Source organism: Pseudomonas sp. NY15435 (assembly GCF_048068295.1).
In the GTDB taxonomy this organism is placed as follows: domain Bacteria; phylum Pseudomonadota; class Gammaproteobacteria; order Pseudomonadales; family Pseudomonadaceae; genus Pseudomonas.
Genome location: NZ_JBLUQA010000006.1, coordinates 410184 through 436785 on the forward strand (window position 1 = coordinate 410184; position 26602 = coordinate 436785).

The window sequence follows — 26602 nt, forward strand, 5'->3', positions numbered from 1 at the left end:
AATTTTCCCATAACGCTCAATCGTCCGAAGTCTTGTGCTTGTACTCGCACAGGTCCTCGATTCGGCAGCTGCCGCACTGCGGTTTGCGCGCCTTGCAAACGTAGCGCCCATGCAGGATCAGCCAGTGGTGCGCATCCAGCAGGTATTCCTTGGGCACGAACTTGAGCAGCTTGCGCTCCACTTCGAGCACGTTGCGCCCTGGCGCGATGTTGGTTCGGTTGGAGACGCGGAAGATGTGCGTGTCCACCGCCATCGCCGGCTGCCGGAATGCCGTATTGAGCACTACGTTGGCGGTCTTGCGGCCCACGCCCGGCAGGGCTTCCAGGTCCTCGCGGTTCTCCGGCACCTGGCCGCCGTGCTTCTCGATGAGGATGCGGCAGGTCTCGATGGTGTTCTTCGCCTTGCTGTTGTACAGGCCGATGGTCTTGATGTACTCCGACAGGCCCTCCACGCCGAGGGCGAAGATCGCTTCCGGGGTATTGGCCACCGGATAGAGCTTGGCCGTGGCCTTGTTCACGCCCACGTCGGTGGCCTGGGCGGAGAGCAGCACCGCAATGAGCAGTTCGAAGGGCGTGCTGTAGGCCAGTTCGGTTTCGGGGTTGGGGTTGTCTTCTTTGAGTCGGCGGAAAATCTCCGCACGCTTGGCAGCATTCATTCGATCACTCCGGTCACGCGGACGCGTTGGCGCTCGGTCGCGGGTACGTCGCCCGCCTGCGCCTTGGCGCGGTCCGCCAGGCTTTCATCAATACGGTTCTTCAGTGCGATCAGCAGGCCCAGCACCAGGAAGGCGCCGGGCGGCAGCACCGCCAGCAGCAAACCCTGGTAGCCAGGAATCTGCACTTTCCAGTCGGCGGCGGCGGGGCCGAACAGCAGGTCCATGCCGGCCAGCAGGGTGCCGTGGCCAAGCAGTTCGCGCAGGGTGCCGATGGTCAGCAGGACCAGGGCGAAGCCCAGGCCCATCATCAGTCCGTCGAAGGCTGAGCGCGCGATGCTGTTGTTCACGGCGAAGGATTCCGCGCGGCCGAGGATCACGCAGTTGGTGGTGATCAGCGGTACGAAGATGCCCAGCACCTCATACAGCTCATAACGCCAGGCCTGCATCAGCAGTTCGACGCAGGTGGTCAGGGTGGCGATGATCAGCAGGAAGGCGGGGAGGCGCACGGCTTCGCTCAGCGTGCCACGGATCAGCGATACGCTGACGCTGGAGCAGACCAGTACGAGGAGAGTCGCCAGCCCCAGGCCGAGGGCATTGACCATGGAGCTGCTGGTGCCCAGCAGCGGGCAGAGACCGAGCAACTGCACCAGGCCGGGGTTGTTCTTCCACAGGCCCTGCAGGGCGATTTCGCGGTAGCCGGGATTATTCATGCTGTTCTCCCGAGGCAGCCGGGGCGAGCAGCTCCGCCTTGTGAGCATCGAAGTACTGCAGCGCCAGGTGCGTGGCCTTGACCACGGCGCGCGGGGTGACGGTGGCGCCGGCAAACTGGTCGAACTGGCCGCCGTCCTTCTTCACCTTCCACCCGGCATCGGCCGGGTCGATCAGTGAGCGGCCGTCGAAGCCGTGCAGCCAGTCGCTCTTGCCCAGTTCGATACGGTCGCCCTGGCCGGGTGTCTCGTGGTGCGCCACGACTCGCACACCAAGCAGCCGGCCTTGTGCGGTCACGCCCACCAGCAGTTGGATCGAGCCGCCATAGCCGTCACGGGCAACTGGCTGCAGCACGACCGCCGTAGCCTGGCCCTGGAGGCGCGCGATGTAGGCGGGCGCCGGTTCCTCGCGACCCAGCAGCTTGGGATCGAAAGTGCTGACTTCGCTCTCCAGCGGATGGTTGTCGTAACTGCCCCTGGGCAGCAACTCCAGCAACGTGCGGCCCCGCGCGTCGCGCTGGGCGGTGTCGATGCGCTGGGCGGTGAACTGGTGAACGGTGGCCACCACGCCAGCGGCGATCAGCGCGACCAGACCCAGCGCCAGGATGCTCTTGAGCAACTCGCGGTTCATCGATCACCTGCCTTGAAGCCACGTTCTGGCTTCTTGTGCCCGTAAGTGCGCGGCCGGGTGAAGTAATCGAGGGTGGGCGCGGCAAGGTTCATCAGCAGCACGGCGAAGGCCAGCCCGTCCGGGTAGCCACCCCAGGCGCGGATCACATAGGTGAGCACGCCGACTCCGATGCCGAACAGCAGCCTGCCACGGTTGCTGGTGGCGCCGGATACCGGGTCGGTGACAATGAAAAATGCGCCGAGCATGGTCGCTCCGCTGAACAGGTGCAGCAGCGGCGAGCCGTGGGAGTCGGAACCGGTGCCGTTCCAGAACAGCAGGCTCATGACGAACAGGCCGCCGAGCATGCCTACCGGCGCGTGCCAGGTGAACAGCTTGCGCCAGAGCAGGAACAGCCCGCCGGCGAGGAAGGCCAGGTTGACCAGCTCCACGCCGCGCCCGCCGATGTTTCCGAAAGCGGGAGACTGCGCCAGCAATTCCTCCATGGTCAGGCTGTGGTTGTTGCGCACCACGTCCAGCGCCGTGGCGCCGACCCAGGCGTCGGGCCCCTGGCTGGCGAAGCCGAAGATCTGCCGCAGGCCATCGGTGAATCCGAGTGCGCTGTCCGGCGCCGGCCACTGGCTCATCTGCTGCGGGAGGGATACCAGCACCACCGCGTAGCCGACCATTGCCGGGTTGAAGGGGTTCTGCCCGAGGCCGCCGTACAGGTGCTTGCCGAAGATCATCGCGAATACCGTAGCGACCGCGCTCAGCCACCAGGGCGAGTAGGGAGGCAGGGCGAGGGCGAGTAGCACGGCGGTAACCAGGGCGCTGCCGTCCTTGAGAAAGAACGTCACCGGGCGGTCGCGCAGCTTGAGCATGAGCGCCTCGGTGGCGAGCGCGAGCAGGCTGCACCAGAGCAGGTTGAACAGGGTTCCGACGCCGTACAGGCCGATCAGTACCAGCGCGCCGGGAGCGCAGGCAGCCAGCAGCGTCAGCATGACCTTCTGTGTGCGGTTCGTGCCGGTGGTGTGGGGCGAGCTGATGCGCAGCAGTTTCATCAGGGAGCCTCGCCATTGGCATCGGCGACGGCGCGCTCTGCCGCTTGCAGGCGCTCGCGGGCAGCGGCCAGGAGCGAGTCGCTGGCACCCTCGCGTTCGAGCTTCTTCAGGTCGGCGCGGGCATAGGTCAGTTCGGTCTTGGCGGCGCGCAGGGCGGCCGTTACCGGGCGCTTGTCGGTGCGCACGAGGTCCGGCGGCGCCTTGCCGCTGGCGTCCTCTGCGGCGTGCAGCGCGGCTTCGGCGGCGGCAAGCGTCCGGTGGATCGCGTCCAGCTCCTCGGCGGAGGCGCCTTCACGCTCAGCGGCGCGCAGGGCATCGCGCTGCGCGATATAGGCCAGCTTGGCCTGACGCAGGGCAAGCACGCCGTCAACGGGCTGCTCGGTTTTTGGTTCGGTCGGCATGGCGGCCCCCTGCAGTTCGGTGAGTTGGCACTCGATGCGTTCGACATCTCCGCGCAAGGAGGCGAGGGTGGCGCGTTGCTCGTCGCTGGGCGATTCGCCGAAGGCCTTCTCGGACTTCTTCAACTGGGCACGGGCCATGGCGGCGTCGATCTTCGCCTGTTTCAGTGCGGCTTCGTGCGGGGCGGGAGCTTTAGCCGGAGCGGGCGCCGGTGCCGAGTTGGTGCTTTGCGCTTCGGCAGCCGCCAGCGCAGCTTTCGCTTCTTCGGCGGCGCCGCGCAACTCGGCGACCTGGCTGCGCAGTTGATCGGTGTCGTGGGCGGCCAGTTGCTTCTCGGCTTTCTTCAGCGCGACCTGGGCCATGCTCGCTTCGATCTTCAGGCGCTTGAGCTGGTCGGGCGCATTGCCCACGGACTTCTCGGCCTTGACCCGCTCGATCACCGCTTGCGCGGCCGGCGCGGCGGGTGTTGCGACCTCGGGTTGGTCCGCCTGCGCGCGCGCTGCTCGCTCCTGGCGAGCCAGGCGGTCGGCGGTGCGGCGTTCTTCCTCGCGGCTAAGGCGCTCCTGGCGTTGCTCGAAGCGCAGGCGCCACTGCTCGGCCTTCAGCTGGCGCTGTTCCAGTTCGCGGATCTCGCCCTTGGACGCGCGGTAGTACTGCACCAGCGGAATGCTCGACGGGCAGACGTAGGCGCAGGCGCCGCACTCGATGCAGTCGAACAGGTTGTGGGCCATCAACTGGTCGTGATCTTCGCCGAGGGCGAAAAAGTGCAGTTGCTGCGGTAGGAGGCTGGCGGGGCAGACCTGTGCGCAGTCGCCACAGCGGATGCACGGCATGGCCGCTTCCGGTGCCGGTAGCTCCTCGCGAGAGGCGGCCAGGAGGCAGTTGGTCGTCTTGATCAGCGGTGCGTCCGTTGACGGCAGGCTGTCGCCCATCAGTGGGCCACCAAGGAGCAGGCGGTCCAGTTTTGCGGCGTCGAGGCCGGCAAAGTCCAGCAACTCGCCCACGGGCGTGCCGATCAGCGCTTCGACGTTGCACGGGCGCGCCAATGCAGCGCCCGTCAGGGTGGTGATGCGCGAGATCAGCGGGCGCCCGCGCAGTACCGCGTCGGCCACGGCGACGGCGGTGCCGACATTCACGCAGAGCATGCCGATGTCCGCCGGCAACCCGCCGGAGGGCACTTCGCGGCCGGTGAGAATCTGGATCAGCTGACGCTCGCCGCCGGACGGGTAACGGGTCGGGATCGATTGCAGGCGGATCGGCCGTTCGCCGATGGCGGCCTGCACGGCAGCAATGGCCTGCGGCTTGTCGTCCTCGATGCCGAGCAGCACCTGCTGCGGCTGGAGGATGTGCATCAGCACCTCGATGCCTTCCACCAGCTCGACGGCGCGCTCACGCATCAGCAGGTCGTCGGCGCTGATGTAGGGCTCGCACTCGGCGCCGTTGATGATCAGGGTGTGCAGGTCGTCCTGGGCGCGCGAGGCCAACTTGGCGGCGGTGGGGAAGCCGGCGCCGCCGAGGCCGGCGATGCCCGCCTGGCGAATGCGCTGCAGCAGTTCGGTCCCGGAGAGGGACACATATGCGGAAATGGGTTCCAGCGTCGTCCATTGCTCCGCGCCGTCACTGTCGATGACGATCGCGGGCAGCGAAAGACCGGAGCTGTGTGGATAAGGTTGTTCGCTGATCTCGGCCACGGTGCCGGAAGTCGGCGCATGCAGCGCGGCGCTGATGGCGCTGCCGGCCTGCGCGATCATTTGGCCCTTGAGCACATGCTGGCCGACTTCAACACAAGGCACGGCGGGCTCGCCGATGTGCTGCTGCAGCGGCAGCACCAGTCGGCGCGGCAGCGGTGGGTGCTGGATCGGCGTGGCGGTGGATTGCTGCTTGTTGGCTGGCAGCGTCAGGCCGCCGGGGAAACGCCAGACCTCTGCGTTCATGCCGCCTGCTCCCGGTCGGTCTGGATCAGCCGGTTCTGCGGCAGCGGCCAGCTCCAGTCGGCGACGCGCACCGGCAGGTCGCGCATCTCGATGCAGTCCACCGGGCAGGGTTCCAGGCACAGGTCGCAGCCGGTGCATTCGTCGACTATCACCGTGTGCATCAGCTTGGCCGCGCCGACGATAGCGTCCACCGGGCAGGCGCGGATGCACTTGGTGCAGCCGATGCACTCGGCCTCGCGGATGTAGGCGACACGCAGGGGCGTTTCCTCGATGGCGTCCAGTGGCAGCGGTTCGACGTCCAGCAACTCAGCGAGGGCGGCGATGGTCGCGGCGCCGCCGGGCGGGCACTTGTTGATTGCGTCACCCTCGGCGATGGCCTGGGCGTAGGGCTTGCAGCCGGCGTAGCCGCACTGGCCGCACTGGGTCTGCGGCAGGAGGTCGTTGATCTGCCCGGCGATGGGCGCGTCTGCGACCTTCACTCGCGCAGAAGCCAGGCGCAGCACCACGGTACCAGCGAGGCCGGCCAGGATGATCAGCAGCGCCGCGATCATGGCTTGAGCAACCCGCTGAAGCCCATGAACGCCAGTGACATCAGCCCAGCGGTAATCATGCCGATGGCGGCGCCCTTGAACGGCTTGGGTACGTCGGCGATGGCGATGCGCTCGCGCAGGGCGGCGAACAGCACCAGCACGAGGGTGAAGCCCAGCCCGGCGCCGAAGCCCTGGAAGGTGGATTGCAGGAAGCCGAATTCGGCCTTGCGCGCATTGAGCAGCGCCACGCCCAGCACGATGCAGTTGGTCGTGATCAGCGGCAGGAAGATACCGAGTGTGCGGGCCAGCAGCGGGCTGGTCTTCCTGACCAGCAGTTCAGTGAATTGCACCACCAGTGCGATTACCAGGATGAAGCCGATGGTGCGCAGGAACTCCACGTCCAGCGGTTGCAGCACGTAGCGTTGCAGGATGTAGCTCAACGCCGAGGCGAGGGTAAGCACGAAGGTGGTCGCCAGGGCCAGGGCCAGCGCGGTTTCGATCTTGCGCGACACGCCCATGAACGGGCAGATGCCGAGGAACTGCACGAGCACGAAGTTGTTGACCAGGATGGCGCTGACCAGGATCAGGGCGAGTTCGGTCATGGCCGGGCACTCGCAGCCGGGCGCGAGGAGAGGCTGATCATGCTCGCAGACCGGTGGTCAGCGGGTTGATGACGGTGAGAGGACATGGCTCGAATACACGGTGCGAAGTAGGCAATTGTACCTCCCCGAAATCAGTTGCGGTGCCGGGGGCGGCGGGAGGAACATCGGCGGCTGCCGAACCCGATCGGTCCCCTTATGGAAGTCGCGATGCGCAAAACGCTGTCCGGACGCCTCACCGCCCTTTGCCTGTTGTTCTCCAGTGGCCTGGCTTCGGCCGTGCCTTTCACCACGGCTGATCTGGTCAGTTGGCCGCGCATGAGTGTCGCCGACTTTGCCTGCCTGCTGGAGCAGCGCACTGGCCATGCCGATGCGCAGTTCAGCTGCGCCGCCAGCAAGAAACTGAGCAACTGGGGCGACGCCTGCCACGACACCGAACTCAGCTACGCCGGCCCGCAGCTCCCCGAGGCGCTGGTGCATCAGCTCGATCCGCGCATCGTGGCGGTGGACCTGGACTGGGAATACGGTCGCTTGCAGTCGGTCAACGTCACCTTCGACAAGATCATGACGGCGGAGGAGGTGGCGGACATCTTCCCGGACGTGAACCTGGATGACCCGACTTCACGGGACAACCTCAGCAACGCCTCCCTGCAGGACTGCGCCGAGAATGCCTCCTGCCTCTACCTGGAAGGCTTCGAGCACCTGGGCGCAGCGGATGTGGAGTGCACCGATGCTCAGTAGGTCATGCAGGCGGCGTTGAGCAGCCCGATGCACAGCGAGGCGCCACCGAGGAATACGCCGTGGGCCAGGGTGTTGCCTTCGATGCCGCTCTTGAGCTCCGGCACCAGGCGTGACAGGCCGACAAACACCAGCACCTGCACCAGCATGGCGATCACGCCCCAGATCAGCATGTCGATGATGCTGACGCTGTGGGCGATGGCGCTGGCCAGTGGCAGGGCGAAGCCCAGCAGGGTGCCGACCAGGGCCACGGCGGCGCTGATGTTGCCCTGGCGGATCAGCTGGATTTCCGCGTAGGGCGTCAGGCGGATGTAGAGGCTGGTGAACAGGCCGAACAGGCCGATGGCCGAGGCGAAGTAGGCGAGGAAGTTGGGCAGGGTCTGCAACAGGTTCATGGCCAATCCTTAGACGAAATAGTGGGGAACGAAGCGGCTGCTGTCGCGGGTGATGGCGCTGGCGTCCTCACGGATGCCCAGGCCGGCGGCCTGGCCGTCGATCACCCAGCAACCGAGCACGGCGTAGTTGCCGGCGTGGTTGGCCAGCGGCGCATAGCCCTGGTAGATGCAGGGCGCGTCGGCGTGAGGGCCGTCGCTTTCCAGTTGCAGGTCGCCGGCGACAATGCGGATGTTCTCGCCCTCGCGGGAGTACAAGGGCTTGCGCACGTAGGCGCCGGGGATGTCCTGGCGGTAGCTGGCCGGCAGCAGGTTGGGGTGGTCCGGGTTGAGCTTCCAGAGGATCGGCAGCATGGCCTTGCTCGACATCAGCAGTTTCCACGCCGGCTCCAGGAAGCGGATGGCGCTGCGCTCCAGGTGCTCGGCAAAGCTGTCCTGCAACAGCCATTCCCAGGGGTAGAGCTTGAAGCAGTGGCGGATGTCCTGTTCGTACTGGTCGATGAAGGTGCCGCGCCCGGCGTGGTGGCCTATGAATTCCAGCGGCAGGTAGCGCGTGGGCAGCCCGGCCTGGTGTGCGGTGTCGAGCAGGTAGAGAGTATTGCCGGTGTCTTCCTCGTGGCCGTCGATGGCGGTGAAGTGCAACAGGCCGTCCGGGGCGATGGCCTTCCAGCGCGCGATCAGCTTCTCGTGCAGGGAGTTGAACTGGTCGGCGGACGGGTTCACGTCGTTCAGCCACTGCCACTGCACCACACTGGCTTCCAGCAGGCCGGTGGGGGTGTCGGCGTTGTACTCGAGCATCTTCGGCTGGCCCTCGCCATTCCAGGCGAAATCGAAGCGACCATAGAGGCTCGGGTCCTGGCGCTGCCAGGAGCGGATAATTTCCTCGCGGGCGCCCGGCGGCAGTTGGAAGGGCTCGAAGTGGCCGGTGCGGATCACCCATTCCACGCATTCCAGGTAGCGCAGGTGCAGGTCTTCGCTGGCGGCTTCCAGCGTCTCGATCTGTTCGAGGCTGAATTCGTAGGCCACCGATTCGTCCCAGTACAGGCCGTCGATGCTGTGGAAGGTGAAGCCGACCGACTCGCAGCGCTCGCGCCAGTCAGCGCGCGGCGTCATGGCCAGGCGACGCATCAGCCGCCTCCGGAGAAACGTGCGCCGGAGTGGCCGAAGCCACCGCGGGTGACCAGTTGGCGCGATTGCACCTGGTAGGTTTGCGCGGTCTTCGGTCGCGAGCCGTCCTCGTAGCTCGGCCCGCGATAGCGTCCGGAGCTGCTGCCGCCGCCACTACTGCTGGTGGATTCCGGCTCGCAGGCGTTGGGCGTCGCGCCCCAGTCCTTCAGGCAGTCTTCGCGGTTGGCGTAGAGGTCGCGGTACACCGGGTTGTGGTGCAGCACGCTGTAGAGCACCCCGCCGGTGAGCAGGGTAGTGAAGACGATGTTGGATTTCTTCATGCGGGTTTCGCGGCGCGCCGGGTTCCGAGTTTGCGCCACAGCCAGCGCAGGATCAGGCCGGCGATGAACAGCACGACCAGCAGCGGCAAACCGAAGGCGGCTACCTGGATGGCGTTTACGGTACCGTCGGTGAGTTCGTCCAGCGAGTTGCCGAAGGCTTTGCCAATGCGCGACCAGCGTCCGCTGGGCTGGTACTCGCTGGAGAAGTCCAGGGTCAGCAGGTTGGTGGAGATGCGCCGTTGCTGCTGGGCGGAGTCCTGGCGAGCGGCATGCAACTGCTGCTCGACCTCGGCAGTGGCCTTGGCCAGCGCCAGCAGGTCGCTGACGCTCATGTCCTTGCGGCCCTGGAAACCTTGCAGTGTCTGGTACTCACGCTCCAGGCGCTCGCGCAACTGCTGGTTGTCGCTCACCGCCTGGGCGAGGTCTTCGGCCTGGGTGCGGCGGCTTTGCAGCTGCCCGCCTTCTGCGGCGAGGGTAACGAGTTTCTCCACGCCTTCGGGGACGATGCGCACCACGAGGTGCGCATTGCGCATCTGACTGTCGCCGCTCTGCTCGATGGCGATCAGCTCGCAGGGGCCGAAGCGCTCCTGGGTGCAGGCATCGCGGGAGGCAGCCAGTTGCGCGTCGATGCGCTCGCTGGCCAGGCGGATGCCGACCTGGTGTTCATAGGCGAGGAAGGAACCGGCTTTCGCCGCTTCCCCCTGGAAAGCGGCGCCGGAGTTGGCTGTGTGTTCCGAAGAAGCGCCACAGCCGGCAAGGGCGGCGCTCAGGGCGAGCGCTGCCAGGTGGTGCAGTTTCATCGATGGCCTCCTTGCCGTCCGATGCTTACTTGACGCGCTGGCCCGGCTTGGCGCCGCTGTCGGGGCTCAGCAGGTGGATCTCCTCACCGCCGGGGCCGGCCGCCAGGACCATGCCTTCGGAGACGCCGAACTTCATCTTGCGCGGGGCCAGGTTCGCCACGTACAGGGTCAGGCGGCCTTCGAGCTTGCTCGGGTCCGGGTAGGCGCTCTTGATGCCGGAGAACACGTTGCGCTTCTCGTCGCCGATGTCGAGGGACAGGCGCAGCAGCTTGTCGGCACCCTCGACGAATTCGCATTTCTCGATCAGCGCGATGCGCAGGTCGACGGCGGCGAAGGCGTCGAAGTTGATTTCCGCGGCCAGCGGGTCCTTGGTCAGCTCGCCGTTGCCGGTGGGTTTCGGGGTGCTGGCGAGGAGGTCTTCCTTGGAGGCTTCGATCATGGCTTCGATTTTCGCAGGCTCGATACGGGTCATCAGCGGGTTGAACGGGTTCAGTTGGTGATTGGCCAGCAGTTGCTCGTGGTCGGCCCATTTCAGCGGGGCGACATTGAGGAAGGCTTCCGCGGCAACAGCCAGCTTCGGCAGCACCGGTTTCAGGAAGATCACCAACTGGCGGAACAGGTTGACGCCCAGTGCGCAGATGGCCTGGACTTCGTCCTGCTTGCCTTCCTGCTTGTTCAGGGCCCACGGCGCCTTGTCGGCGATCCAGGCGTTGGCCTGGTCGGCCAGGGCCATGATTTCGCGCATGGCACGGCCGAAGTCACGGGCTTCGTAGGCGGCGGCGATGCTCGGGGCGGCGGCTTGGAAGGCCTGGGCCAGTTCCGGCGCCGGGTTGGCGTCCACCAGCAGGCCGTTGTTGCCCTTGTGGATGAAACCGGCGCAACGGCTGGCGATGTTGACCACCTTGCCGACCAGGTCGGAGTTGACCTTCTGCACGAAGTCCTCGAGGTTCAGGTCGAGGTCGTCCACGCCGCGGCCCAGCTTGGAGGCGTAGTAGTAGCGCAGGTATTCCGGGTCCAGGTGGTCCAGGTAGGTGCGCGCCTTGACGAAGGTGCCGCGCGACTTGGACATCTTCTGGCCGTTGACGGTCAGGTAGCCGTGCACGTTCAGCGCGGTCGGCTTGCGGTAGCCGGCGCCTTCGAGCATGGCCGGCCAGAACAGCGCGTGGAAGTTGACGATGTCCTTGCCGATGAAGTGGTACAGCTCGGCGTCGGAGCCCTGCTTCCAGTAGGCGTCGAAGTCCAGCTCCGGACGGCGCGCGCAGAGGTTCTTGAAGCTGGCCATGTAGCCGATCGGCGCGTCCAGCCAGACGTAGAAGTACTTGCCCGGCGCATCGGGAATCTCGAAGCCGAAATACGGCGCGTCGCGGGAGATGTCCCACTCCTGCAGGCCGGAATCCAGCCACTCGGCGAGCTTGTTGGCCACCGACTCCTGCAGGGCGCCGCTGCGGGTCCACTGCTGCAGCATGGCCTGGAAGTCAGGCAGCTTGAAGAAGTAGTGCAGCGATTCCTTGAGCACCGGAGTGGCACCGGAGATCGCCGATTTCGGGTCCTTCAGCTCGGTGGGCGCGTAGGTCGCGCCGCAGGCTTCGCAGTTGTCGCCGTACTGGTCGGCGGTGCCGCACTTGGGGCAGGTGCCCTTGATGAAGCGGTCGGCCAGGAACATCTGCTTTTCCGGGTCGAAATACTGGGTCACCGGACGAGTGGCGATGTGGCCGGCGTCGCGCAGCTTCAGGTAGATGGCCGAGGACAGCTCGCGGTTCTCTTCCGAGTGGGTCGAGTGATAATTGTCGAATTCCACCAGGAAGTCGGCGAAGTCGCCCATGTGCTCGGCGCGCACGCCGTCGATCAGTTGCTCGGAGGTGATGCCTTCGCGCTCGGCGCGCAGCATGATGGCCGAGCCGTGGGCATCGTCCGCGCACACGTACACCGCCTGGTTGCCACGCATCTTCTGGAAGCGAACCCAGATGTCGGTCTGGATGTACTCCAGCATGTGACCGAGGTGGATCGAACCATTGGCGTAGGGCAGGGCGCTGGTGACGAGGATCTTGCGGGCTTCGGACATGATGATCGGCCGTTCCGGTTAAAACGAGGGAATCGGCAACTATATAGGGGCGGGGCGAAATTTTCATCCGTGGGCGCTTGGCTGTAGGGGCGTTCGTCCTTGAACCATGGGCGCTTGGACTGTTCGCGAGCAAGCTCGCTCCTACGAAGAGCATGATTGCGCAGCCCTGGAATGTAGGAGCGAGCTTGCTCGCGAACCCGGCCTACCACCGATGATCCCGAGCAAGGCCGCGATGACAGGCGTAAGATGCCCGCCTATTCTGCTCAGTCTTTCATCGGGAGTACCCATGAGCGCCGTTACCCGTGCCACTGTGGAGGCCGTCCTCCGCCAGATCAACGACCCACACACCGGCCAGAACCTGCTGGACGCCGGTTACCTGCGCGAGCTGGACATCCAGGGCGGGCGCGTCGCGCTGACCCTGGAGCTGGGCTATGCCGCCGGCCTGTTCAGGAACGGTCTCGCGCAGACCGTGCAGATGGCCCTGGAAGCGCTGGACGGCGTCGATTCGGCCCAGGTCAAGGTGGAAACCCACATTGCCGCGCACAAGGCTCAGGCCCAGGTGCCGGGCATGAGCAACGTGAAGAACATCATCGCCGTGGCCTCCGGCAAGGGCGGCGTGGGCAAGTCCACCACCGCTGCGAACCTCGCGCTGGCGCTGGCCCGCGAAGGTGCCAAGGTGGGCATTCTCGACGCCGATATCTATGGCCCGAGCCAGGGCATCATGTTCGGCATCCCCGAAGGCACCCGGCCGAAGATCCGCGACCAGAAGTGGTTCATCCCGCTGGAAGCCCACGGCGTGGAAGTCATGTCCATGGCCTTCCTCACCGACGACAACACCCCGGTAGTGTGGCGCGGCCCGATGGTTTCCGGCGCGCTGCTGCAACTGATCACCCAGACCGCCTGGAACGACCTGGATTACCTGGTCATCGACATGCCGCCGGGCACCGGCGATATCCAGCTGACCCTGGCGCAGAAAGTCCCGGTGGCCGGCTCGGTGATCGTCACCACCCCGCAGGACCTGGCCCTGCTCGATGCGAAGAAAGGCGTGGAAATGTTCCGCAAGGTCAACATTCCGGTGCTGGGCGTGGTCGAGAACATGGCCGTGCACATCTGCTCCAACTGCGGCCACGCCGAGCACCTGTTCGGTGAAGGCGGCGGCGAGAAGCTGGCCGCGCAGTACGGCGTCGAACTGCTGGCATCGCTGCCGCTGTCCATGGCCATCCGCATGCAGGCCGACGGCGGCAAGCCCACCGTGATTGCCGACCCGGAAAGCCAACTGGCGATGATCTACCAGGAAATGGCCCGCTGCGTCGGCGCCCGCATCGCCCTGAGCGAGAAGGCCGCGCCGGACATGCCGAACATCTCCATCAGCGACGACTGATACGCAGGGACTGCCATGCGCAAGGATGCGAAACGCGCCGCCGGCTGGCTGCTGGCGGCGTGCCTGGGCCTCGGTGGCTCAGTGGCCTGGGGCGCCGACGAGGATTCCGCCAACTGGCAGGCCCAGTGCGTGATAGACGGGCAGCCGGTGACCCTGGACTTCCGTTCTGCCTCGGGCGATGCCTTCGAGGATGACATGGCCGTGCAGGTGCGCCGGGCCGACGGCTCCAGCCAGACCCTGCCACTGCCGCCCGCCCTCTACCACGCCACCGGCCTGCTCGGCAGTCCGATCAGTGCCTGCGACCCAACGCCGCTGCTGGACATGGGTAACGGCCTCGGCCTGCTGCTCGTGGTGCGCGACAACCGCCCCGGCCTGCCAGTGGTGGATGCGCTGCTGCTCGATCTGGCCACTTTGCAGGTTGTGGATAAGCGCCTGGGCGACCCCGGTGCGCTGGAAGGCTTGCTGAAGACCGCCAGCCTGGTGTTGCGCCAGTCACCACAGGGTGTCGACCTGCGTCTGGTGCGCGAGGCTGTGCCTGGCGCCGAGTGCGATTGCGCCGACGCCTATGCCGAAGACTGGCTGCGTTTTTCGCTGGAGCAGCGCAGGCTGCGCACGAACTGGCGGCCCTGAAGCCTCACGGAAGCCACTCAGTACCGGCGCCCACGGGAAATTGACCGGAGCGTAGTTCGTCCAGGGTGAGCTCGCGCCCGGTCCAGAGCCGCACCTTGCGGGCGCCAGCACCACGGCAGAGTTCGTAAAGCCCGCGAACCTCCACCTGCGTCAGCCCGCCTTCGAGGAGCTCCTGGGGGGGCAGGATCATTACCGGCGCGGCCTTGAGCAGAGATTTGGGGGCGAGTCGTCCGACCAGCAGCTTCAGGGTCATTTCGGCGAAGGAGAAATTGGCCAGCAAGGAGCGGGGATGGTCGAAACCGTTGACGATTTCGACGCCCTCCCGGCCCTGCAGTTGCTGGGCGGCCTCGCCGGCCGCCAGCACCCTGGGCTTGCCATCCTCGTAGCGCAAGGCCAGCAGCGGCGATTCGCCGAATGCTTCGCCGGAAGGAAGCGCCACGCCGCTGATCCACTGGCGGGAGAGTTTCAGGTACAGGGTGGACGAAAAATGATCAAACATAGCGCTCTCTTCCATGAGTCGATGCGATGCAGGTTACGTAAACCCACCCGGAACCGTCGACCATCCGGCCGCACCCTTTGCCGGAAATTGTGACGCCCGGTAAGATTCGCCTTCTTTTTTCAACCGCCGCACAGGACACCCGCCATGAGCATCAAATCGGACAAGTGGATTCGCCGCATGGCTCAGGAACACGGCATGATCGAGCCGTTCGTCGAGCGCCAGATTCGTGGTGCCGATGACAGCCGGGTGATTTCCTACGGCGTTTCCAGTTACGGCTACGACGTACGCTGCGCCGCCGAATTCAAGGTGTTCACCAACATCCACTCCGCTGTGGTCGACCCGAAGAACTTCGACGAAAAGAGCTTCGTCGACATCAACAGCGATGTGTGCATCATTCCGCCGAACTCCTTCGCCCTGGCCCGCACCGTCGAGTACTTCCGCATTCCGCGCGACGTGCTGACTATTTGCCTGGGCAAGAGCACCTACGCCCGCTGCGGCATCATCGTCAACGTGACCCCGCTGGAGCCGGAGTGGGAAGGCCACGTGACCCTGGAGTTCTCCAACACCACCAACCTGCCGGCGAAGATCTACGCCCACGAAGGCGTGGCGCAGATGCTGTTCCTGCAGTCCGACGAGGCCTGCGAAGTGTCGTACCGCGATCGTGGCGGCAAATACCAGGGTCAGACTGGTGTGACCCTGCCCAAGGCCTGATGGCCCTGCGCTTGACGAAAACCGGGCCTTGGCCCGGTTTTTTGTTGCGGTCGAAAACCTGTAGGAGCGAGCTTGCTCGCGAACGCCCGACTCGACTCCCACAGGAAGAAGGGTTCGCGAGTAAGCTCGCTCCTACAAGGGGCAGTGTGCCAGGACGAATTTCGCACGTTTCTGCAGGCTGCATAGGGGCAGTTCCAGCACTCGATAGCCCAGATCTTCGTAAACCTCGGCTATCGTCGCCGCCGTTCGCTGCGCTTCCATGAAGTCCTGCCGGCGTTCGGCGTCGTTGCGGTAAATGGCTTCCCACGCGGGCGCGAGAAACACGGTCCGCGCGTAGCGCAGCTCCTGTGCAGCGGTTAACAGCGCTTTGGGGATCGGCAGGCCGCAGAGCCTCGCATACCCCAGCACATCCGGCAGGCCGCGATCGAAAAGCCACAGCCCTCCCGCGTCGAGCGCTCGGTAGCGGGTCGCCAGTGCATGCTCGAACATCGCCTGGCAGAACGCTTCGCGGTTCGCCCAGGGCAATGCATCGCCATGGCGGGCCATCTGGTCGCGGATGATGGCGCGGCCGCCTTCTTCGACGACGTTCAGGCCGTGATGCTGGTGCAGGTGGTCGAGCAGCGTGCTCTTGCCGGCGCCAGGGCCGCCGGTGATGACGATAAGGGATTCGGACATGGCGATGACTCCTGTAGGAAGGATGCAAGGGAGTACCGGCCGGGGAAGGGTGTTGCGAAGGGAAGTGCGGCGGAATCGGAGCGGGGAAAAAAGAAAGGCACCCAAGGGGTGCCTGAATATGATCATGGAGTAAGTCGACAATTCTGATTCCGGGGCGGGAAGCAAGTTCCCGGCGCCCGGAAATATTTTTCAGATCATCACTTCTCCGGCACCAGCGTCAGGCGTTTCACGCCGTAGACCTTCTCCAGGTTCTGCGACTGGAAGGGGAAGCTCATGTAGTTGCCCTTCAGCCAGGCATCGATGCCATCGGCGTAGTGCGGGCTGGCCGGGTTGCCGGACTGGCCGCTGCTGTTGAGTCCGATCATCGGCTCGCTCTGGCCGAAGTCGACGACGATGCGCATGGCCGGGATCAGCCAGGTGTTGAAGTCCTGGCCCCAGTGGTAGGCGGAGACGTTCAGCGTGCTGTGGTCGCCGCCGGCCGGGTAGGGGCCGCGGTCCAGGTAGCCCTTGATCGCACTGAGGCTGGCGCGTTCGCCGGCACTGAGGTTGGGCGCCATCTTGGTGCTGTCGCTGACCCATTCGTAGGTGTGCAGCTTGCCCCACTGCCAGGCACGGCGGTCGCTGCCCAGCTTCTGCTCGCAGAAGGCGGTGGCAGCGGCCAGGCTGCGGGCGAGGATCGCCGGCTTGTCTTCCTTCTGCGGGGTGCGAGTGTCGTCCCAGAACGGGCTGTCGTCGCGGCCCAGCAGGTGGTCGGCCTGGGCCGAATAGGAGAGGTTGGCGTTCTCCACGAAGGCCTTCCAGGAGGAGCTGTCTTCCGGGCCGAGTTCGTCGAGGAAGATCTGCTTGCTGCTTTCCTGCAGGAAGGCTTCGTAGAGCGCTGCGTCGCCAGAGGTAGCCGATAGCTTGCCGTCGAACGCCATGATCCGGTCCAGCGCTTCGCGGGCACGGGCGCGCTGGTCGGCGGGCAGGGCGTCGATGGCCTTTTTCAGCGGTTGGGCCATGCCCGGCGCATCCAGCATCGATTGCAGCTTGCCGGCGAACGGCGTGGTCTGGTCGTACTGCATGGCGATCATGCTGCGGTAGTCGTGGCTCTTGCTGCCGCCGGCGAGCTGCGCGATGCGCTCATAGCGCTCCGGGTAGTACCAGGAGTTGGACAGCTGCGCGCCGTAGCCCGGCTGCACGCTGCGGTGGTTGGCGGTGCCCAGCCAGCCTTGCTGCGGGTCCTGGTCGGACGGGTGCAGGATCGGGTCGGCAAAGCCGTCCCAGTCGTATCGGCCATCCCAGCCGGGGGAGGGCAGCAGGCCGCGGCCTTCCTTGCGGTTGGGGAAGCGACCGGTGACCTGCCAGCCGATGTGCTTCTCGTCGGCGAACACGATATTCAGGGCCATGGCGCGCACGTCGCGGGTGGCATCGAAGGCCTGCTCGACGTTCTTCGCGCGGGACAGGTCGAAGAACGCGTCGAGGGTGCGGTCGGTTTCACCCTGGATGCTCTGGTAGGCGATGCCGTAGCCGCTGGATAGCTCCAGCGGTTGCAGCTCGTGCTTGCGCTCGCCCAGTGCACTGTTGAGCAGCGGGCCGTGGCGGGTTTCGTAGATGACTTCGCGGACCGGGCTCTGGCCCTTGATGAAGAAGGTTTCGTTGCGCTCGATGGCCGGCTTCCACTGGCCATCGGCAAGGTAGTAGAGCTTGCTGCCCTGGCGCTTCACCTGTTCGAGGAAGAGGTCCTGGTTGTCGCCCATGACCATGGTCATGCCCCAGGCCAGCTTGCCGTTGAAGCCGGCGACTACGCCCGGCACGCCAGCGATGGAGACGCCCGCGGCGTTGTATTTCGGCGAGCGGATCTGCACGTAGTTCCACACCGAAGGCATGGACAGCGGCAGATGCGTGTCGTTGGCCAGGATGCTCTTGCCGCTGCGCGTGCGCTGCGGGGCGATGGCCCAGTTGTTGGAGGCGGCGACGCCCATCATCTGCAGGGCGGCGATCTGGCCGGCGGCCTTGTCCAGTTGTTCCAGGCCCGCGATCCTGCCGTCCAGACGCAGGCCCTTGAGCTTCTCGGCTTCCTCGAAAGGCAGCGGCTCGTCCGGGTAGATCGGTGTCAGCCAGGGCAGCTTGTCGGCGCCGACCTTCTGCGCGAGCACCAGGGAAGCGATCTCTTCCTGCAGGTTCACCGCCAGGCCGAAGTTCAGCAGACTGAAGACCAGTGCGGAGTCTTCCGGCTTCCAGTATTCGGCGCGATAGCCGGACTCGGCCAGGTCCATCGGCAGCTTGTCGCGGTAGCGGTACATATAGGCGTTGACGCCGCGGGCATAGGTCTCGAAGAAACGCTTGAGACGCGGCGAAGCGCCGGCATACAGGGCGTCGGCAGCCTTCTTCAGGTTCACCGTGCGCATGAAGCGGTCGGTTTCCAGCGCGCCGGGGCCGACCATTTCCGACAGGCGTCCCTGGGCCATCAGGCGCAGGCCGACCATCTGGCTGAGGCGATCGCTGGCATGCACATAGCCCAGGGTGAACAGCGCATCGTGGAAGGTGCTGGTCTCGATCAGCGGCATTCCCAGGCTGTTGCGGCGGATCGATACGTTGTCCGCCAGGCCCTTGATCGGCTGTACGCCGTAGGTCGGCGGCAGGCTGTCGGAATAGCGGTCATTCAGCCAGCCCTGGCAGCCGGTGAGGCTGACAGCGGCAGTGATGGTGGCTGCAAGGCCGAAGCTGGGGAGCCGGCGGAAGGCACGCGGGGCCATGGGGATGTGCTCCTGCACAAAAGAGGTCGCTTGAAATGGGACGCTTGAAGCGCGCTACGTTAGTGAGCCGAGGATAGCTGTGCAAGCCACGCGCGGCGGGATTTTCAGCAGCCGACGATTAGTTGCGCCAGACAGCAGAAGGCCCGCGCTGGGCGGGCCTTCTTCGCAGTGCTCGGGGCCTGGGTCAGGCTCCGTGGCACTTCTTGTACTTGCTGCCGCTGCCGCAGGGGCAAGGATCGTTGCGACCCACGTCCTTGAGCGGGTTACGGACCGGCTCGTGGCTGTGGTTGCAGTGCGGGCCGTGCACGTGACCGTGGTCATGGTGGTGGTCATGATCATGGTCGTGGTTGCAGTTCGGACCGTGTACGTGGGGTTCCTGGCTCATGGTGACGCTCACTCGGGGATGAAATCGCCGGGAATTATCTCGCCATTGCGGGCGATGTGCACGCTCTGTCCGAAGAGCAGGCCGGTCTTCACTTCACCGTCGAGGCGATAGCGAATCGGCTTGTCCGGGTCCTCCAGCAGCTTGACGATGTACTTCATGTGCCGCCACAGGTTGGTGGTCACCGGTACTTCGAAGGTTTCATGGCCGTTGGCCGGCACTGTGAACCAGTTATTCGACTCACCTTCGGCCAGGTCGATATCGTTCAGCTTGACCTTATAGGCCAGACCGCGAACCGGAAGGCTGAAGTCATTCGGATTGTCGATGCGGAAATGCAGGACGAACTCCTGCTCCAGCAAACGAGCTTTCACGACGTCTACTTTCTGCAGTTTCACGTCGGGTTGCTCGAAATTGCCCGTCATCCAGCCGCAGCCCGAAACAAGGCTGAACAGCCAGAACAGGCTGAGAATTCTTATCATTTGCGCCTGATAATTCATGTCTACCCCTCAAGACGCCCCAGTGTACCAAGCACCTGCTCGGCCGCAAGTTGTTGTTACGTTAAAAGAAGCTGCACCATACTGGCCGAATGTAACCGGCGGGTTAACACAGGAGAGTGAAGATGAGCCGTTATGAAATCGCGTTTTCCGGACAGACCGTTCCGGGTGCTCAGCTCGATACGGTGAAGGCCAACCTGGCCAGATTGTTCCAGGCCGACGCCCAGCGCATCGAGCTGCTGTTTTCCGGCCGCCGCATGGTGATCAAGAACAACCTCGACGCCGAGGCCGCGGAAAAGTATCGCAGTGTGATCGAGCGCGCTGGCGCCGTCGTGGAAGTGGTCGACATGGATGCGCAGATCGAGGAAATCGAACTGGCGCCGCCACCGCCCGCCGAGCCCGCCAGCGCACCGGGCCAGTCGGCGGCGTCCGCCGCTGCACCGCAGGGCCGCTTGAAAGTGGCGCCGCGTGACGAGTACATGGCCGCCTTCGCCGATGTGGAAGCGCCGGACTTTGGCCTTGCCCCGGTGGGCGCCGACCTTCAGGACGAGAAGCCCGAGGCCCAGGCGCCGCGCGTGGACCTCAGCCAGTTCAGCGTCGCTCCGGTGGGCAGCGACATGGGCCAGGCCAAACCGGCTCCCGCTGGCCCTGCACCGGACACCAGCCATCTCAAGCTGCAGGACTGATCAATCGCCCTGGTGCGGGTCGTCCTTGTAGACGAACTTGGGCATTTCCCAGCGGAAACGGATCGCCAGCATGCGGAACAGGAAGCCGGAGAACAGTGTGATCAGCATGGCCTGCTCCTTGGGCAGGTCGATCTGCAGGCAGATCAGGTAGCACCAGGCGCTGGCGAAGGAAACGCTGGCGTACAGCTCGCGACGGAAGATCAGCGGCACGTCATTGCAGAAGATGTCCCGCAGGATGCCGCCGAACACTCCGGTGATCACCCCGCTCACGGCGGCGATCAGCAGGCTGTGGCCCATCTCCAGGCTGACCTGGCAGCCGATCAGGGTGAAGGCCACCAGGCCCACGGCGTCCAGCGCGAGGAACATCGAGCGCAGATGGCGCATCAGCGGTGCAATGAATACGGTGAACAGCGCCGCGCCAGCGGTCAGCGCCAGGTACTCCGGGTGACGCACCCAGGTCAGCGGGTAATGGCCCAGCAGCATGTCGCGAACGGAGCCGCCGCCGAGCGCGGTGACGCAGGCCACCAGCACCACGCCGAACAAGTCCATGCTCCGCCGGCCGGCGGAGAGGGCGCCGGTCATGGCTTCGGCGGTGATGGCGATGATGTAGAGAACGGTCAGCAGCATGGCGAGGTCCGGCAGGGGTAGCCGGTGCGGCGAATCACCGCCGCCCCGGAAAAAAGCGCGGATTCTAGCCGAGTCACTGTTTGCCCCCAAGTGGTGCGAGTTGGCGTCTTACTCGATCCACGGGCCGCAGCACTTCTTCAACTTGCCGCCCGCGCCGCACGGACACGGATCGTTGCGCCCCAGCTTCATCGGCACGGTGGGGTCGAGGAAGTACCAGCGGCCTTCGCGCTGGACGAATCCCGAGCATTCGCGGTGGCTGTGTTCGCCGCTGGCATCGTGCCAGCGGGCGATGAAGGTCACCCGCGCGTGCTCCGGCTGACCACCGAGCACCTCATGACTGACCACTTCCAGGCCCAGCCAGGTGCTGCCCAGGCTCCAGGTGCGGATGGCGTCCAGGTCCAGGCCCTGTTGCTGGGCCGGCAGCGTGGTGTCGCGCAGGTAATCCACCAGGCCCAGCGCGTAGGCGCTGTAGCGCGAGCGCATCAGGGCCTCGGCGGTGGGGGCGGCGACGCCGGCGTGGAAGCGTCCACAGCAATCAGGCAGCGGGCGGCCGCTGCCGCAGGGGCAGGTCGGTTCGATCATGGTCACCACCAGTACTTGCCGAAGTTTTCCGGGTTGGCCCAGAACTTCGCGTTGAGCCAGTCCGGGACCTGTTTGTATTCGTGCAGATCGTAGGTGAACAGGGTGATCACCTGGGCGTCGCGCTGGAAGCGCTCGCTGGCCTGCATGGCCAGCGCATAGAAGTCCGCGTCCTGCGCCTGGGCGGCGTCGAGGTCGACCAGCACGGCCACGCGGCTGCTGTTGAGGTTGCGAATGCCGCCCACCAATTGCTGTGCATCGCGGCGCGGCAGGTGCTCCAGGCAGTCGGCCAACAGCGCGAGGTCGTAGCGCTGGCTGGCCAGTCCCGCTGGCAGAGTGCCGGCGTCGGCGTGAAACAGTTCGCAATCCGGATGCGCCGCGAGAAAGGCGTCCACCGCCGGAATCTGGCTGGCGCCCACCAGCAGCAGACGCTGCGGTGCGTAGCGATCGAGCAGGGCGGCAAGGGCTTGTTGCGGCGTGCGTGTCGAAATCATGGGGCTCGTCGAAGGCGAAAAATAATGAACGAAGACTAGCGTGTGACACCCATATGGCCTAGTGCTGGCGCATTCTGTCAGTCACGTCTTTACTCGGTAATTGTCGGTCAAGACCCGATCATTAGAGGAGACATAACTTTATGAGCATCACAAGGACCGCTTTACCCCTGCTGCTGGTAAGCACGTTGCTCACCGGTTGCGCAGGGTTGCAGAAGTCCGACTGGCCAACCTGTGCCGTGGTTGGCGGTGTCGGCGGCGCCGGTCTGGGTTCCATTGAAAGCAGCGCCTGGGCAGGTTGGGGGGCCCTGATTGGTGGCGTGCTGGGTGCGTCCTACTGCTGGGTACATGGCGCCGAAGAGCAAGTGGCCGAGGTTCCGCCGCCTGCACCGGCTCCTGAGCCTGCACCGGCTCCGCTGCCCAAGGAAGAGACCATCGTGGTGCGTGACCTGCACTTCGCCTTCGACTCGTCGAAGATCGATGCACAGGACAAGGACAAGCTCGACACCATCGCTACCCGCCTCAAAGGTGAGGCCGCGAGCACCGAGCTGAACATTGGCGGTCACACCGACAGCATCGGTACCGACGCCTATAACCAGAAACTGTCCGAGCGCCGCGCCAACGCCGTGTCCAACTACCTGGTCGACTCTGGCGTACCTGCCAGCAGCATCAAGTCTGTCGTCGGCTATGGCGAAAGCCAGCCGGTCGCGGACAACAAGACCAAGGAAGGCCGCGCCGAGAACCGTCGCGTGGAAATCAAGATCACCCGCCAGTAACTTTGGCGTGATGTGCGCAGAGGGGGCCTTCGTGGCCCCCTTTGTCATTCCCGGTTGCCACTGGCATCGGTCGGGGCAGAGGCGTATGTTCCCCGGCAAAGAAAAACACGGGGGCACCTCATGAAAGCGTTGTTGGGGCTGGGCAAGCTGATTGCCCTGTTGTTCTGGCTGGCGGTGCTGGCCAATCTGATCCAACCCTTCGCACATCCCTTTGCTCTGCTGCTCAATGCGGCAGGTGCGCTGATCCTGCTGATCCACATTCTGGAAGTCCTGGCGCTGCGCAAGCGTCTGCAGGGCCGCCCGCATCCAGGCATGGACCGCTTGCAGATCCTGCTGTTCGGCGTCTTCCACTTCGCTACCCTGCCGCAGTCGGCAGCGGAGCAACCGGCACCCGCAAAAGTAGAAGGAGATACCCATGCGTAAGTCGCTGCTGGGCCTGGCGCTGTGCGCCCCGCTGGCCTGTTCGGCTGCCGGCACCGTCTCGGTGGAAGCCAACACCGTGCTGCGCCTGCCGGTCAAAGGCGACAGCCTGAGCCTGGATCGCATCAGCGTCGGCCCGGAAGGCGCGCTGTTGATTCCGTCGCGGGTCAAGGAGCTGAGGATTGGCGAGCTGGATCTGGCGAAGAATGCGCGGATCGGCGTGTTCCCCGGCAGCGATGCGCTGCAGATCGATGTGCAGCACGGCACACTCGCCGATGGCAGTGTGATCGCCGCGCAGGGCAGTTCAGGCAGCTTCGAGAAGCCCGCCAGCGGCGGTCGGAACCTGGTGTTGCGGCTGCAGGATGTGGCGGTGGAAAACCTGCTGATCGACGTTCGTGGCGGCGTTGGCGCACCGGGCTATGACGGCCTGGATGGCGGCAGCGCGCAGACCTCCGGTTGCCTGTGGGGTAGTGGGAAATCCGCCGGCGACGGCCAGAACGGCGCCGATGGCCAGACAGGCGCGCCCGGCGGCGTGGTGCGCCTGGAAGTGCCGGAGCAGTTCGATGTTGCCAAGGTCAAGGTGCGTCTGGAAGGCGGCGCTGGCGGAGCAGGCGGCAAGCCCGGCAAGGCCGGACCGCGCAGCAGCGAGAAGGGCTGCTGGTTCTATTCGGTGGCGGGCGAGAAGCCCGGTGCGCAAGGGCAGGGCGGTGCGGAAGGGGCGAAGGGCAGCGAAGGCCGCCTGGACGTGAAACGCTTCTGAATCGATGTCCTCGAGAAAAAGCCCGCCCGGTTACCGCGCGGGCTTTTTTCTTGGCAGTGCGCAGGCTTACCAGTGCGGGCGAGCGGCGACGAAAGCCACCAGTGCCATGCCGATCAGCAGGTTCAGGCCCACGGTCTTGCGGATCTTGCCCAGCGCGGCGCCGCCGGCCGGCCAGTCCTCGGCGCCCACGGCGCGGCGCAGTTCCGGCAGCTGCAGCGTCTGGATGCGCAGGAACAGCGCGAGCATTGCGACATACAGTCCCATCATGACCTGCACGTAGCGCGGCGCGCCGGCCATGCCGTTGAAGCTCAGGTGCAGCATGCCCACGCCAGTCACCGGCAGCAGGATCACCGCGGCCCACACCCAGCGGAAGAAGCGCGGGAACACCTCCAGCCACAGCTTCAACCGGGCGGGTGCCTCCAGCGCGGCGACGGCGGCCGGGCGCAGCACCATCCAGGCGAAGAACATGCCGCCGACCCAGACCAGGGCGGCCAGGAGGTGCAGGGCATAGACGAAGGCAAAGGGTGTCATTCGGACGATCTCCGCTGGCGGTTGTGGTCAGTCGCGCTATCATAGCCGCCCCATCGAACCACTGAAAATTTATCCAGCATCCGGATGTGTCCATCCAGGCTTATCCGGGGCCCGGGAAGTCCATGCTCAGCACCGAACTCAAGGCCACGATCCAGGGCGCCTACTCGCGCTTCCTCGAGGCCAAGGAACTCAAGCCGCGCTACGGTCAGCGCCTGATGATCGCCGAAGTCGCCAAGGTCCTGGGGACCATCGCCAGCGACGAGGAGGGCCATCGCCTGGGCGATGCCGCCGTGGTCGCCGTGGAAGCCGGCACCGGCACCGGCAAGACCGTCGCCTACAGCCTCGCCGCCATTGCCTGCGCCAAGGCCGCCGGCAAGCGCCTTGTAGTCGCCACCGCCACCGTCGCCCTGCAGGAGCAGATCGTTCACAAGGACCTGCCCGACCTGCTGCGCAACTCCGGCCTGTCGTTCAGCTTTGCCCTGGCCAAGGGGCGCGGGCGCTACATGTGCCTGTCCAAGCTCGACCATCTGCTGCAGGAAGGCCAGGCGCAGAGCGCCACCGCCCAGCTGTTCGAGGAGGAAGGCTTCCGCATCGACGTGGACGAGACCTCGACCAAGCTGTTCAACCAGATGATCGAGCGCCTGGCGGGCAATCGCTGGGACGGCGACCGCGACTCCTGGCCCGAGGCCATCGAGGACGCACAGTGGGCGCAGGTCACCACCGACCACAGCCAGTGCACCAACCGCCATTGTCCGAACTTCCAGCAGTGCGCCTTCTACAAGGCGCGCGAAGGCATGACCAAGGTCGACGTGATCGTCACCAACCATGACCTGGTGCTGGCTGACCTCGCCCTCGGTGGCGGCGCGATCCTGCCGGACCCGCGCGACACCCTTTACGTGTTCGACGAAGGCCACCACCTGCCGGACAAGGCCATCGGCCACTTCGCCCACTTCACCCGTCTGCGCGCCACCGCTGACTGGCTGGGCCAGGTGGAGAAGAACCTGACCAAGCTGCTGGCGCAGAACCCGCTGCCGGGCGACCTCGGCCGCCTGATCGAGCAGGTGCCGGAACTGGCTCGCGAGCTGCGTACGCACCAGCAATTCATGTTCACCGCCTGTGAGGAAGTCGGCGACTTCCGCGCCGGCGAAGATATGGAAGGCCGCGAGCGGCCCCGCCATCGCTTCGAGGGCGGGGTGATCCCCGAGCACATCCGCGAGATGGGCATCGAGCTGAAGAAGGGCTTCTCCAAGCTCACCGACCTCTTCACCCGTCTGACCGAACTGCTCAAGGAAGCCATGGACGGAGAGGGCAGTGTCGGCATCGCCAGCCACCAGGCCGAGGAGTGGTACCCGCTGTTCGGCAGCCTGCTGTCCCGCGCCCAGGGCAACTGGGAACTGTGGACTGCCTTCACCAGCGAGGACCCCGAAGACAGCCCGCCCATGGCGCGCTGGCTGACCCTCGCCGAGAGCGGCACCTTCTACGACATCGAGGCCAACGCCAGCCCGATCCTCGCCGCCGAGACCCTGCGCCGCAACCTGTGGAACGTGGCTTACGGCGTGCTGGTGACCTCCGCGACCCTCACCGCGCTGGGCACCTTCGACCGCTATCGCATGCGCGCCGGCCTGCCGCGCGCGGCTGTCACGGCTGTGGTGCCGAGCCCATTCCACCACGCCGATGCCGGCGTGCTGCGCGTGCCTGACCTCAAGGCCGACCCGCGCGATGCCGCCGCGCATACCGGCGCGATCATTCGCGAGTTGCCGGAGATAGTCGAAGGTTCGCGTGGTTCGCTGATCCTGTTCTCGTCGCGCAAACAGATGCAGGAAGTCTTCGACGGCCTGGACCGCGACTGGCGCAAGCGTGTGCTGATCCAGGGCAACCTGTCCAAGCAGGAAACCCTGAACAAGCACCGTTCGCGAGTGGATGATGGCGAACCGAGCGTGCTGTTCGGTCTGGCGAGCTTTTCCGAAGGGGTGGACCTGCCCGGCGCCTACTGCGAGCACGTAGTGATCGCCAAGATTCCCTTCGCCGTGCCGGATGACCCGGTGGAAGCGGCGCTCTCGGAATGGATCGAGGCGCGCGGCGGCAATCCCTTCATGGAGATCGCCGTGCCCGACGCCTCGCTGCGCCTGGTGCAGGCCTGCGGCCGACTGCTGCGGACCGAGCAGGATCGCGGCACCATCACGCTGCTGGATCGTCGCGTCGTGACGCAACGCTACGGCAAGGCCATTCTTAACGCACTGCCGCCTTTCCGCCGCGAAATAGCCTGAGTGTGCGGGAGCGAGCTCCCGCG

The 26602-nt window shown here is 65.5% G+C and carries 30 protein-coding genes; 9 read left to right on the plus strand and 21 right to left on the minus strand.

All coding sequences use genetic code 11. The features are described from left to right. Positions 1-16 precede the first annotated feature (16 nt). From nth to rsxA, 7 genes are read right to left on the minus strand one after another with little or no spacing between them, the layout of a single operon-like run. Positions 17-655 carry an endonuclease III gene (gene nth, locus ACNFH5_RS17280; protein ID WP_416747961.1) on the minus strand — a complete coding sequence of 213 codons (639 nt, stop codon included), beginning with the start codon at positions 653-655 and terminating at the stop codon, positions 17-19. After that, entirely contained in the window at positions 652-1365 is a 714-nt protein-coding gene (locus ACNFH5_RS17285; protein ID WP_416747963.1) for an electron transport complex subunit E, read from the minus strand. Before ACNFH5_RS17285 ends, nth begins: the two co-directional genes overlap by 4 nt. Further along, on the minus strand, positions 1358-1993 hold the full coding sequence (gene rsxG, locus ACNFH5_RS17290) for an electron transport complex subunit RsxG (RefSeq protein ID WP_416747965.1): 636 nt from the start codon (positions 1991-1993) through the stop codon (positions 1358-1360). The genes ACNFH5_RS17285 and rsxG overlap by 8 nt, the downstream gene beginning before the upstream one ends. Further along, positions 1990-3030: an RnfABCDGE type electron transport complex subunit D gene (locus ACNFH5_RS17295; protein WP_416747967.1), complete on the minus strand. Its 1041-nt coding sequence runs from the start codon at positions 3028-3030 to the stop codon at positions 1990-1992. Before ACNFH5_RS17295 ends, rsxG begins: the two co-directional genes overlap by 4 nt. Next, positions 3030-5363, minus strand: a complete 2334-nt coding sequence (gene rsxC / locus ACNFH5_RS17300) for an electron transport complex subunit RsxC (protein ID WP_416747969.1) — start codon at positions 5361-5363, stop codon at positions 3030-3032. The genes ACNFH5_RS17295 and rsxC overlap by 1 nt, the downstream gene beginning before the upstream one ends. Beyond that, a complete protein-coding gene (gene rsxB, locus ACNFH5_RS17305; protein WP_416747971.1) occupies positions 5360-5914 on the minus strand; it encodes an electron transport complex subunit RsxB in 555 nt (184 codons plus the stop codon). The genes rsxC and rsxB overlap by 4 nt, the downstream gene beginning before the upstream one ends. Further along, a complete protein-coding gene (rsxA, locus tag ACNFH5_RS17310) occupies positions 5911-6495 on the minus strand; it encodes an electron transport complex subunit RsxA (protein ID WP_416747973.1) in 585 nt (194 codons plus the stop codon). Before rsxA ends, rsxB begins: the two co-directional genes overlap by 4 nt. A 207-nt stretch (positions 6496-6702) precedes the next feature. On the opposite strand from rsxA, the gene ACNFH5_RS17315 reads away from it, so the two are divergent. After that, complete coding sequence (locus tag ACNFH5_RS17315; protein WP_416747975.1) at positions 6703-7233, plus strand: hypothetical protein; 531 nt, start codon at positions 6703-6705, stop codon at positions 7231-7233. Here the strand turns inward: ACNFH5_RS17315 and ACNFH5_RS17320 are convergent. The 5 genes from ACNFH5_RS17320 to metG are packed head-to-tail and all read right to left on the minus strand — an operon-like array spanning position 7227 to position 11932. Beyond that, a complete protein-coding gene (locus ACNFH5_RS17320) occupies positions 7227-7625 on the minus strand; it encodes a DUF350 domain-containing protein (RefSeq protein WP_416747977.1) in 399 nt (132 codons plus the stop codon). The genes ACNFH5_RS17315 and ACNFH5_RS17320 overlap by 7 nt on opposite strands. A gap of 9 nt (positions 7626-7634) precedes the next feature. After that, on the minus strand, positions 7635-8750 hold the full coding sequence (locus ACNFH5_RS17325) for a glutathionylspermidine synthase family protein (protein WP_416747979.1): 1116 nt from the start codon (positions 8748-8750) through the stop codon (positions 7635-7637). Next, positions 8750-9070 (minus strand): hypothetical protein, encoded by a 321-nt coding sequence (locus ACNFH5_RS17330; protein WP_416747981.1) that lies wholly within the window; start codon positions 9068-9070, stop codon positions 8750-8752. Before ACNFH5_RS17330 ends, ACNFH5_RS17325 begins: the two co-directional genes overlap by 1 nt. Next, complete coding sequence (locus ACNFH5_RS17335) at positions 9067-9870, minus strand: DUF4349 domain-containing protein (RefSeq protein WP_416747983.1); 804 nt, start codon at positions 9868-9870, stop codon at positions 9067-9069. The genes ACNFH5_RS17330 and ACNFH5_RS17335 overlap by 4 nt, the downstream gene beginning before the upstream one ends. Before the next feature lie 25 nt (positions 9871-9895). After that, positions 9896-11932 (minus strand): methionine--tRNA ligase, encoded by a 2037-nt coding sequence (gene metG / locus ACNFH5_RS17340; protein ID WP_416747985.1) that lies wholly within the window; start codon positions 11930-11932, stop codon positions 9896-9898. 286 nt (positions 11933-12218) lie between these two features. Between metG and apbC the strand changes: the two genes are divergently transcribed. After that, complete coding sequence (gene apbC, locus ACNFH5_RS17345; protein ID WP_416747987.1) at positions 12219-13313, plus strand: iron-sulfur cluster carrier protein ApbC; 1095 nt, start codon at positions 12219-12221, stop codon at positions 13311-13313. 15 nt (positions 13314-13328) lie between these two features. Then, positions 13329-13943 (plus strand): hypothetical protein, encoded by a 615-nt coding sequence (locus ACNFH5_RS17350; protein WP_416747989.1) that lies wholly within the window; start codon positions 13329-13331, stop codon positions 13941-13943. A 4-nt stretch (positions 13944-13947) separates the two neighbouring features. Here the strand turns inward: ACNFH5_RS17350 and ACNFH5_RS17355 are convergent, their stop codons facing one another. Beyond that, a complete protein-coding gene (locus ACNFH5_RS17355) occupies positions 13948-14457 on the minus strand; it encodes a hypothetical protein (RefSeq protein WP_416747991.1) in 510 nt (169 codons plus the stop codon). A 129-nt stretch (positions 14458-14586) separates the two neighbouring features. Between ACNFH5_RS17355 and dcd the strand changes: the two genes are divergently transcribed. Further along, positions 14587-15153 carry a dCTP deaminase gene (gene dcd, locus ACNFH5_RS17360; protein ID WP_017521037.1) on the plus strand — a complete coding sequence of 189 codons (567 nt, stop codon included), beginning with the start codon at positions 14587-14589 and terminating at the stop codon, positions 15151-15153. 132 nt (positions 15154-15285) lie between these two features. On the opposite strand, the gene ACNFH5_RS17365 is transcribed toward dcd, so the two are convergent. From ACNFH5_RS17365 to ACNFH5_RS17380, 4 genes are all read right to left on the minus strand, one after another. Then, positions 15286-15828: an AAA family ATPase gene (locus ACNFH5_RS17365; protein ID WP_416747993.1), complete on the minus strand. Its 543-nt coding sequence runs from the start codon at positions 15826-15828 to the stop codon at positions 15286-15288. Between the two features lie 197 nt (positions 15829-16025). Further along, complete coding sequence (locus ACNFH5_RS17370) at positions 16026-18566, minus strand: penicillin acylase family protein (RefSeq protein WP_416747995.1); 2541 nt, start codon at positions 18564-18566, stop codon at positions 16026-16028. 184 nt (positions 18567-18750) lie between these two features. Continuing rightward, positions 18751-18951, minus strand: coding sequence for an SEC-C metal-binding domain-containing protein (locus ACNFH5_RS17375; protein ID WP_017521040.1), 201 nt, complete (start codon positions 18949-18951; stop codon positions 18751-18753). Between the two features lie 8 nt (positions 18952-18959). Further along, positions 18960-19445: an LEA type 2 family protein gene (locus tag ACNFH5_RS17380; protein ID WP_416747998.1), complete on the minus strand. Its 486-nt coding sequence runs from the start codon at positions 19443-19445 to the stop codon at positions 18960-18962. A gap of 122 nt (positions 19446-19567) precedes the next feature. On the opposite strand from ACNFH5_RS17380, the gene ACNFH5_RS17385 reads away from it, so the two are divergent. Beyond that, positions 19568-20128 (plus strand): hypothetical protein, encoded by a 561-nt coding sequence (locus ACNFH5_RS17385; protein WP_416748000.1) that lies wholly within the window; start codon positions 19568-19570, stop codon positions 20126-20128. Here ACNFH5_RS17385 and ACNFH5_RS17390 read toward each other — a convergent pair whose 3' ends face one another. From ACNFH5_RS17390 to ACNFH5_RS17400, 3 genes are all read right to left on the minus strand, one after another. Continuing rightward, positions 20129-20755: a trimeric intracellular cation channel family protein gene (locus tag ACNFH5_RS17390; RefSeq protein WP_138212538.1), complete on the minus strand. Its 627-nt coding sequence runs from the start codon at positions 20753-20755 to the stop codon at positions 20129-20131. Positions 20756-20863: 108 nt separating this feature from the next. Next, positions 20864-21337, minus strand: a complete 474-nt coding sequence (locus ACNFH5_RS17395) for a YchJ family protein (protein ID WP_416748002.1) — start codon at positions 21335-21337, stop codon at positions 20864-20866. 2 nt (positions 21338-21339) lie between these two features. Next, the gene (locus ACNFH5_RS17400; protein ID WP_416748004.1) at positions 21340-21828 is read right to left on the minus strand and encodes a DUF6231 family protein; all 489 of its coding nucleotides are present in this window, start codon (positions 21826-21828) and stop codon (positions 21340-21342) included. Positions 21829-21968: 140 nt separating this feature from the next. Between ACNFH5_RS17400 and ACNFH5_RS17405 the strand changes: the two genes are divergently transcribed. From ACNFH5_RS17405 to ACNFH5_RS17415, 3 genes are all read left to right on the plus strand, one after another. Continuing rightward, positions 21969-22601 carry an OmpA family protein gene (locus ACNFH5_RS17405; RefSeq protein ID WP_081517735.1) on the plus strand — a complete coding sequence of 211 codons (633 nt, stop codon included), beginning with the start codon at positions 21969-21971 and terminating at the stop codon, positions 22599-22601. Positions 22602-22721: 120 nt separating this feature from the next. Next, complete coding sequence (locus ACNFH5_RS17410; protein WP_416748006.1) at positions 22722-23024, plus strand: DUF1145 domain-containing protein; 303 nt, start codon at positions 22722-22724, stop codon at positions 23022-23024. Beyond that, positions 23017-23781, plus strand: coding sequence for a collagen-like protein (locus tag ACNFH5_RS17415; RefSeq protein WP_416748008.1), 765 nt, complete (start codon positions 23017-23019; stop codon positions 23779-23781). The genes ACNFH5_RS17410 and ACNFH5_RS17415 overlap by 8 nt, the downstream gene beginning before the upstream one ends. Positions 23782-23847: 66 nt before the next feature. On the opposite strand, the gene ACNFH5_RS17420 is transcribed toward ACNFH5_RS17415, so the two are convergent. Further along, positions 23848-24312 carry a CopD family protein gene (locus ACNFH5_RS17420; protein ID WP_416748010.1) on the minus strand — a complete coding sequence of 155 codons (465 nt, stop codon included), beginning with the start codon at positions 24310-24312 and terminating at the stop codon, positions 23848-23850. A gap of 122 nt (positions 24313-24434) precedes the next feature. On the opposite strand from ACNFH5_RS17420, the gene dinG reads away from it, so the two are divergent. Further along, a complete protein-coding gene (dinG, locus tag ACNFH5_RS17425; protein ID WP_024765223.1) occupies positions 24435-26579 on the plus strand; it encodes an ATP-dependent DNA helicase DinG in 2145 nt (714 codons plus the stop codon). Positions 26580-26602 lie beyond the last annotated feature (23 nt).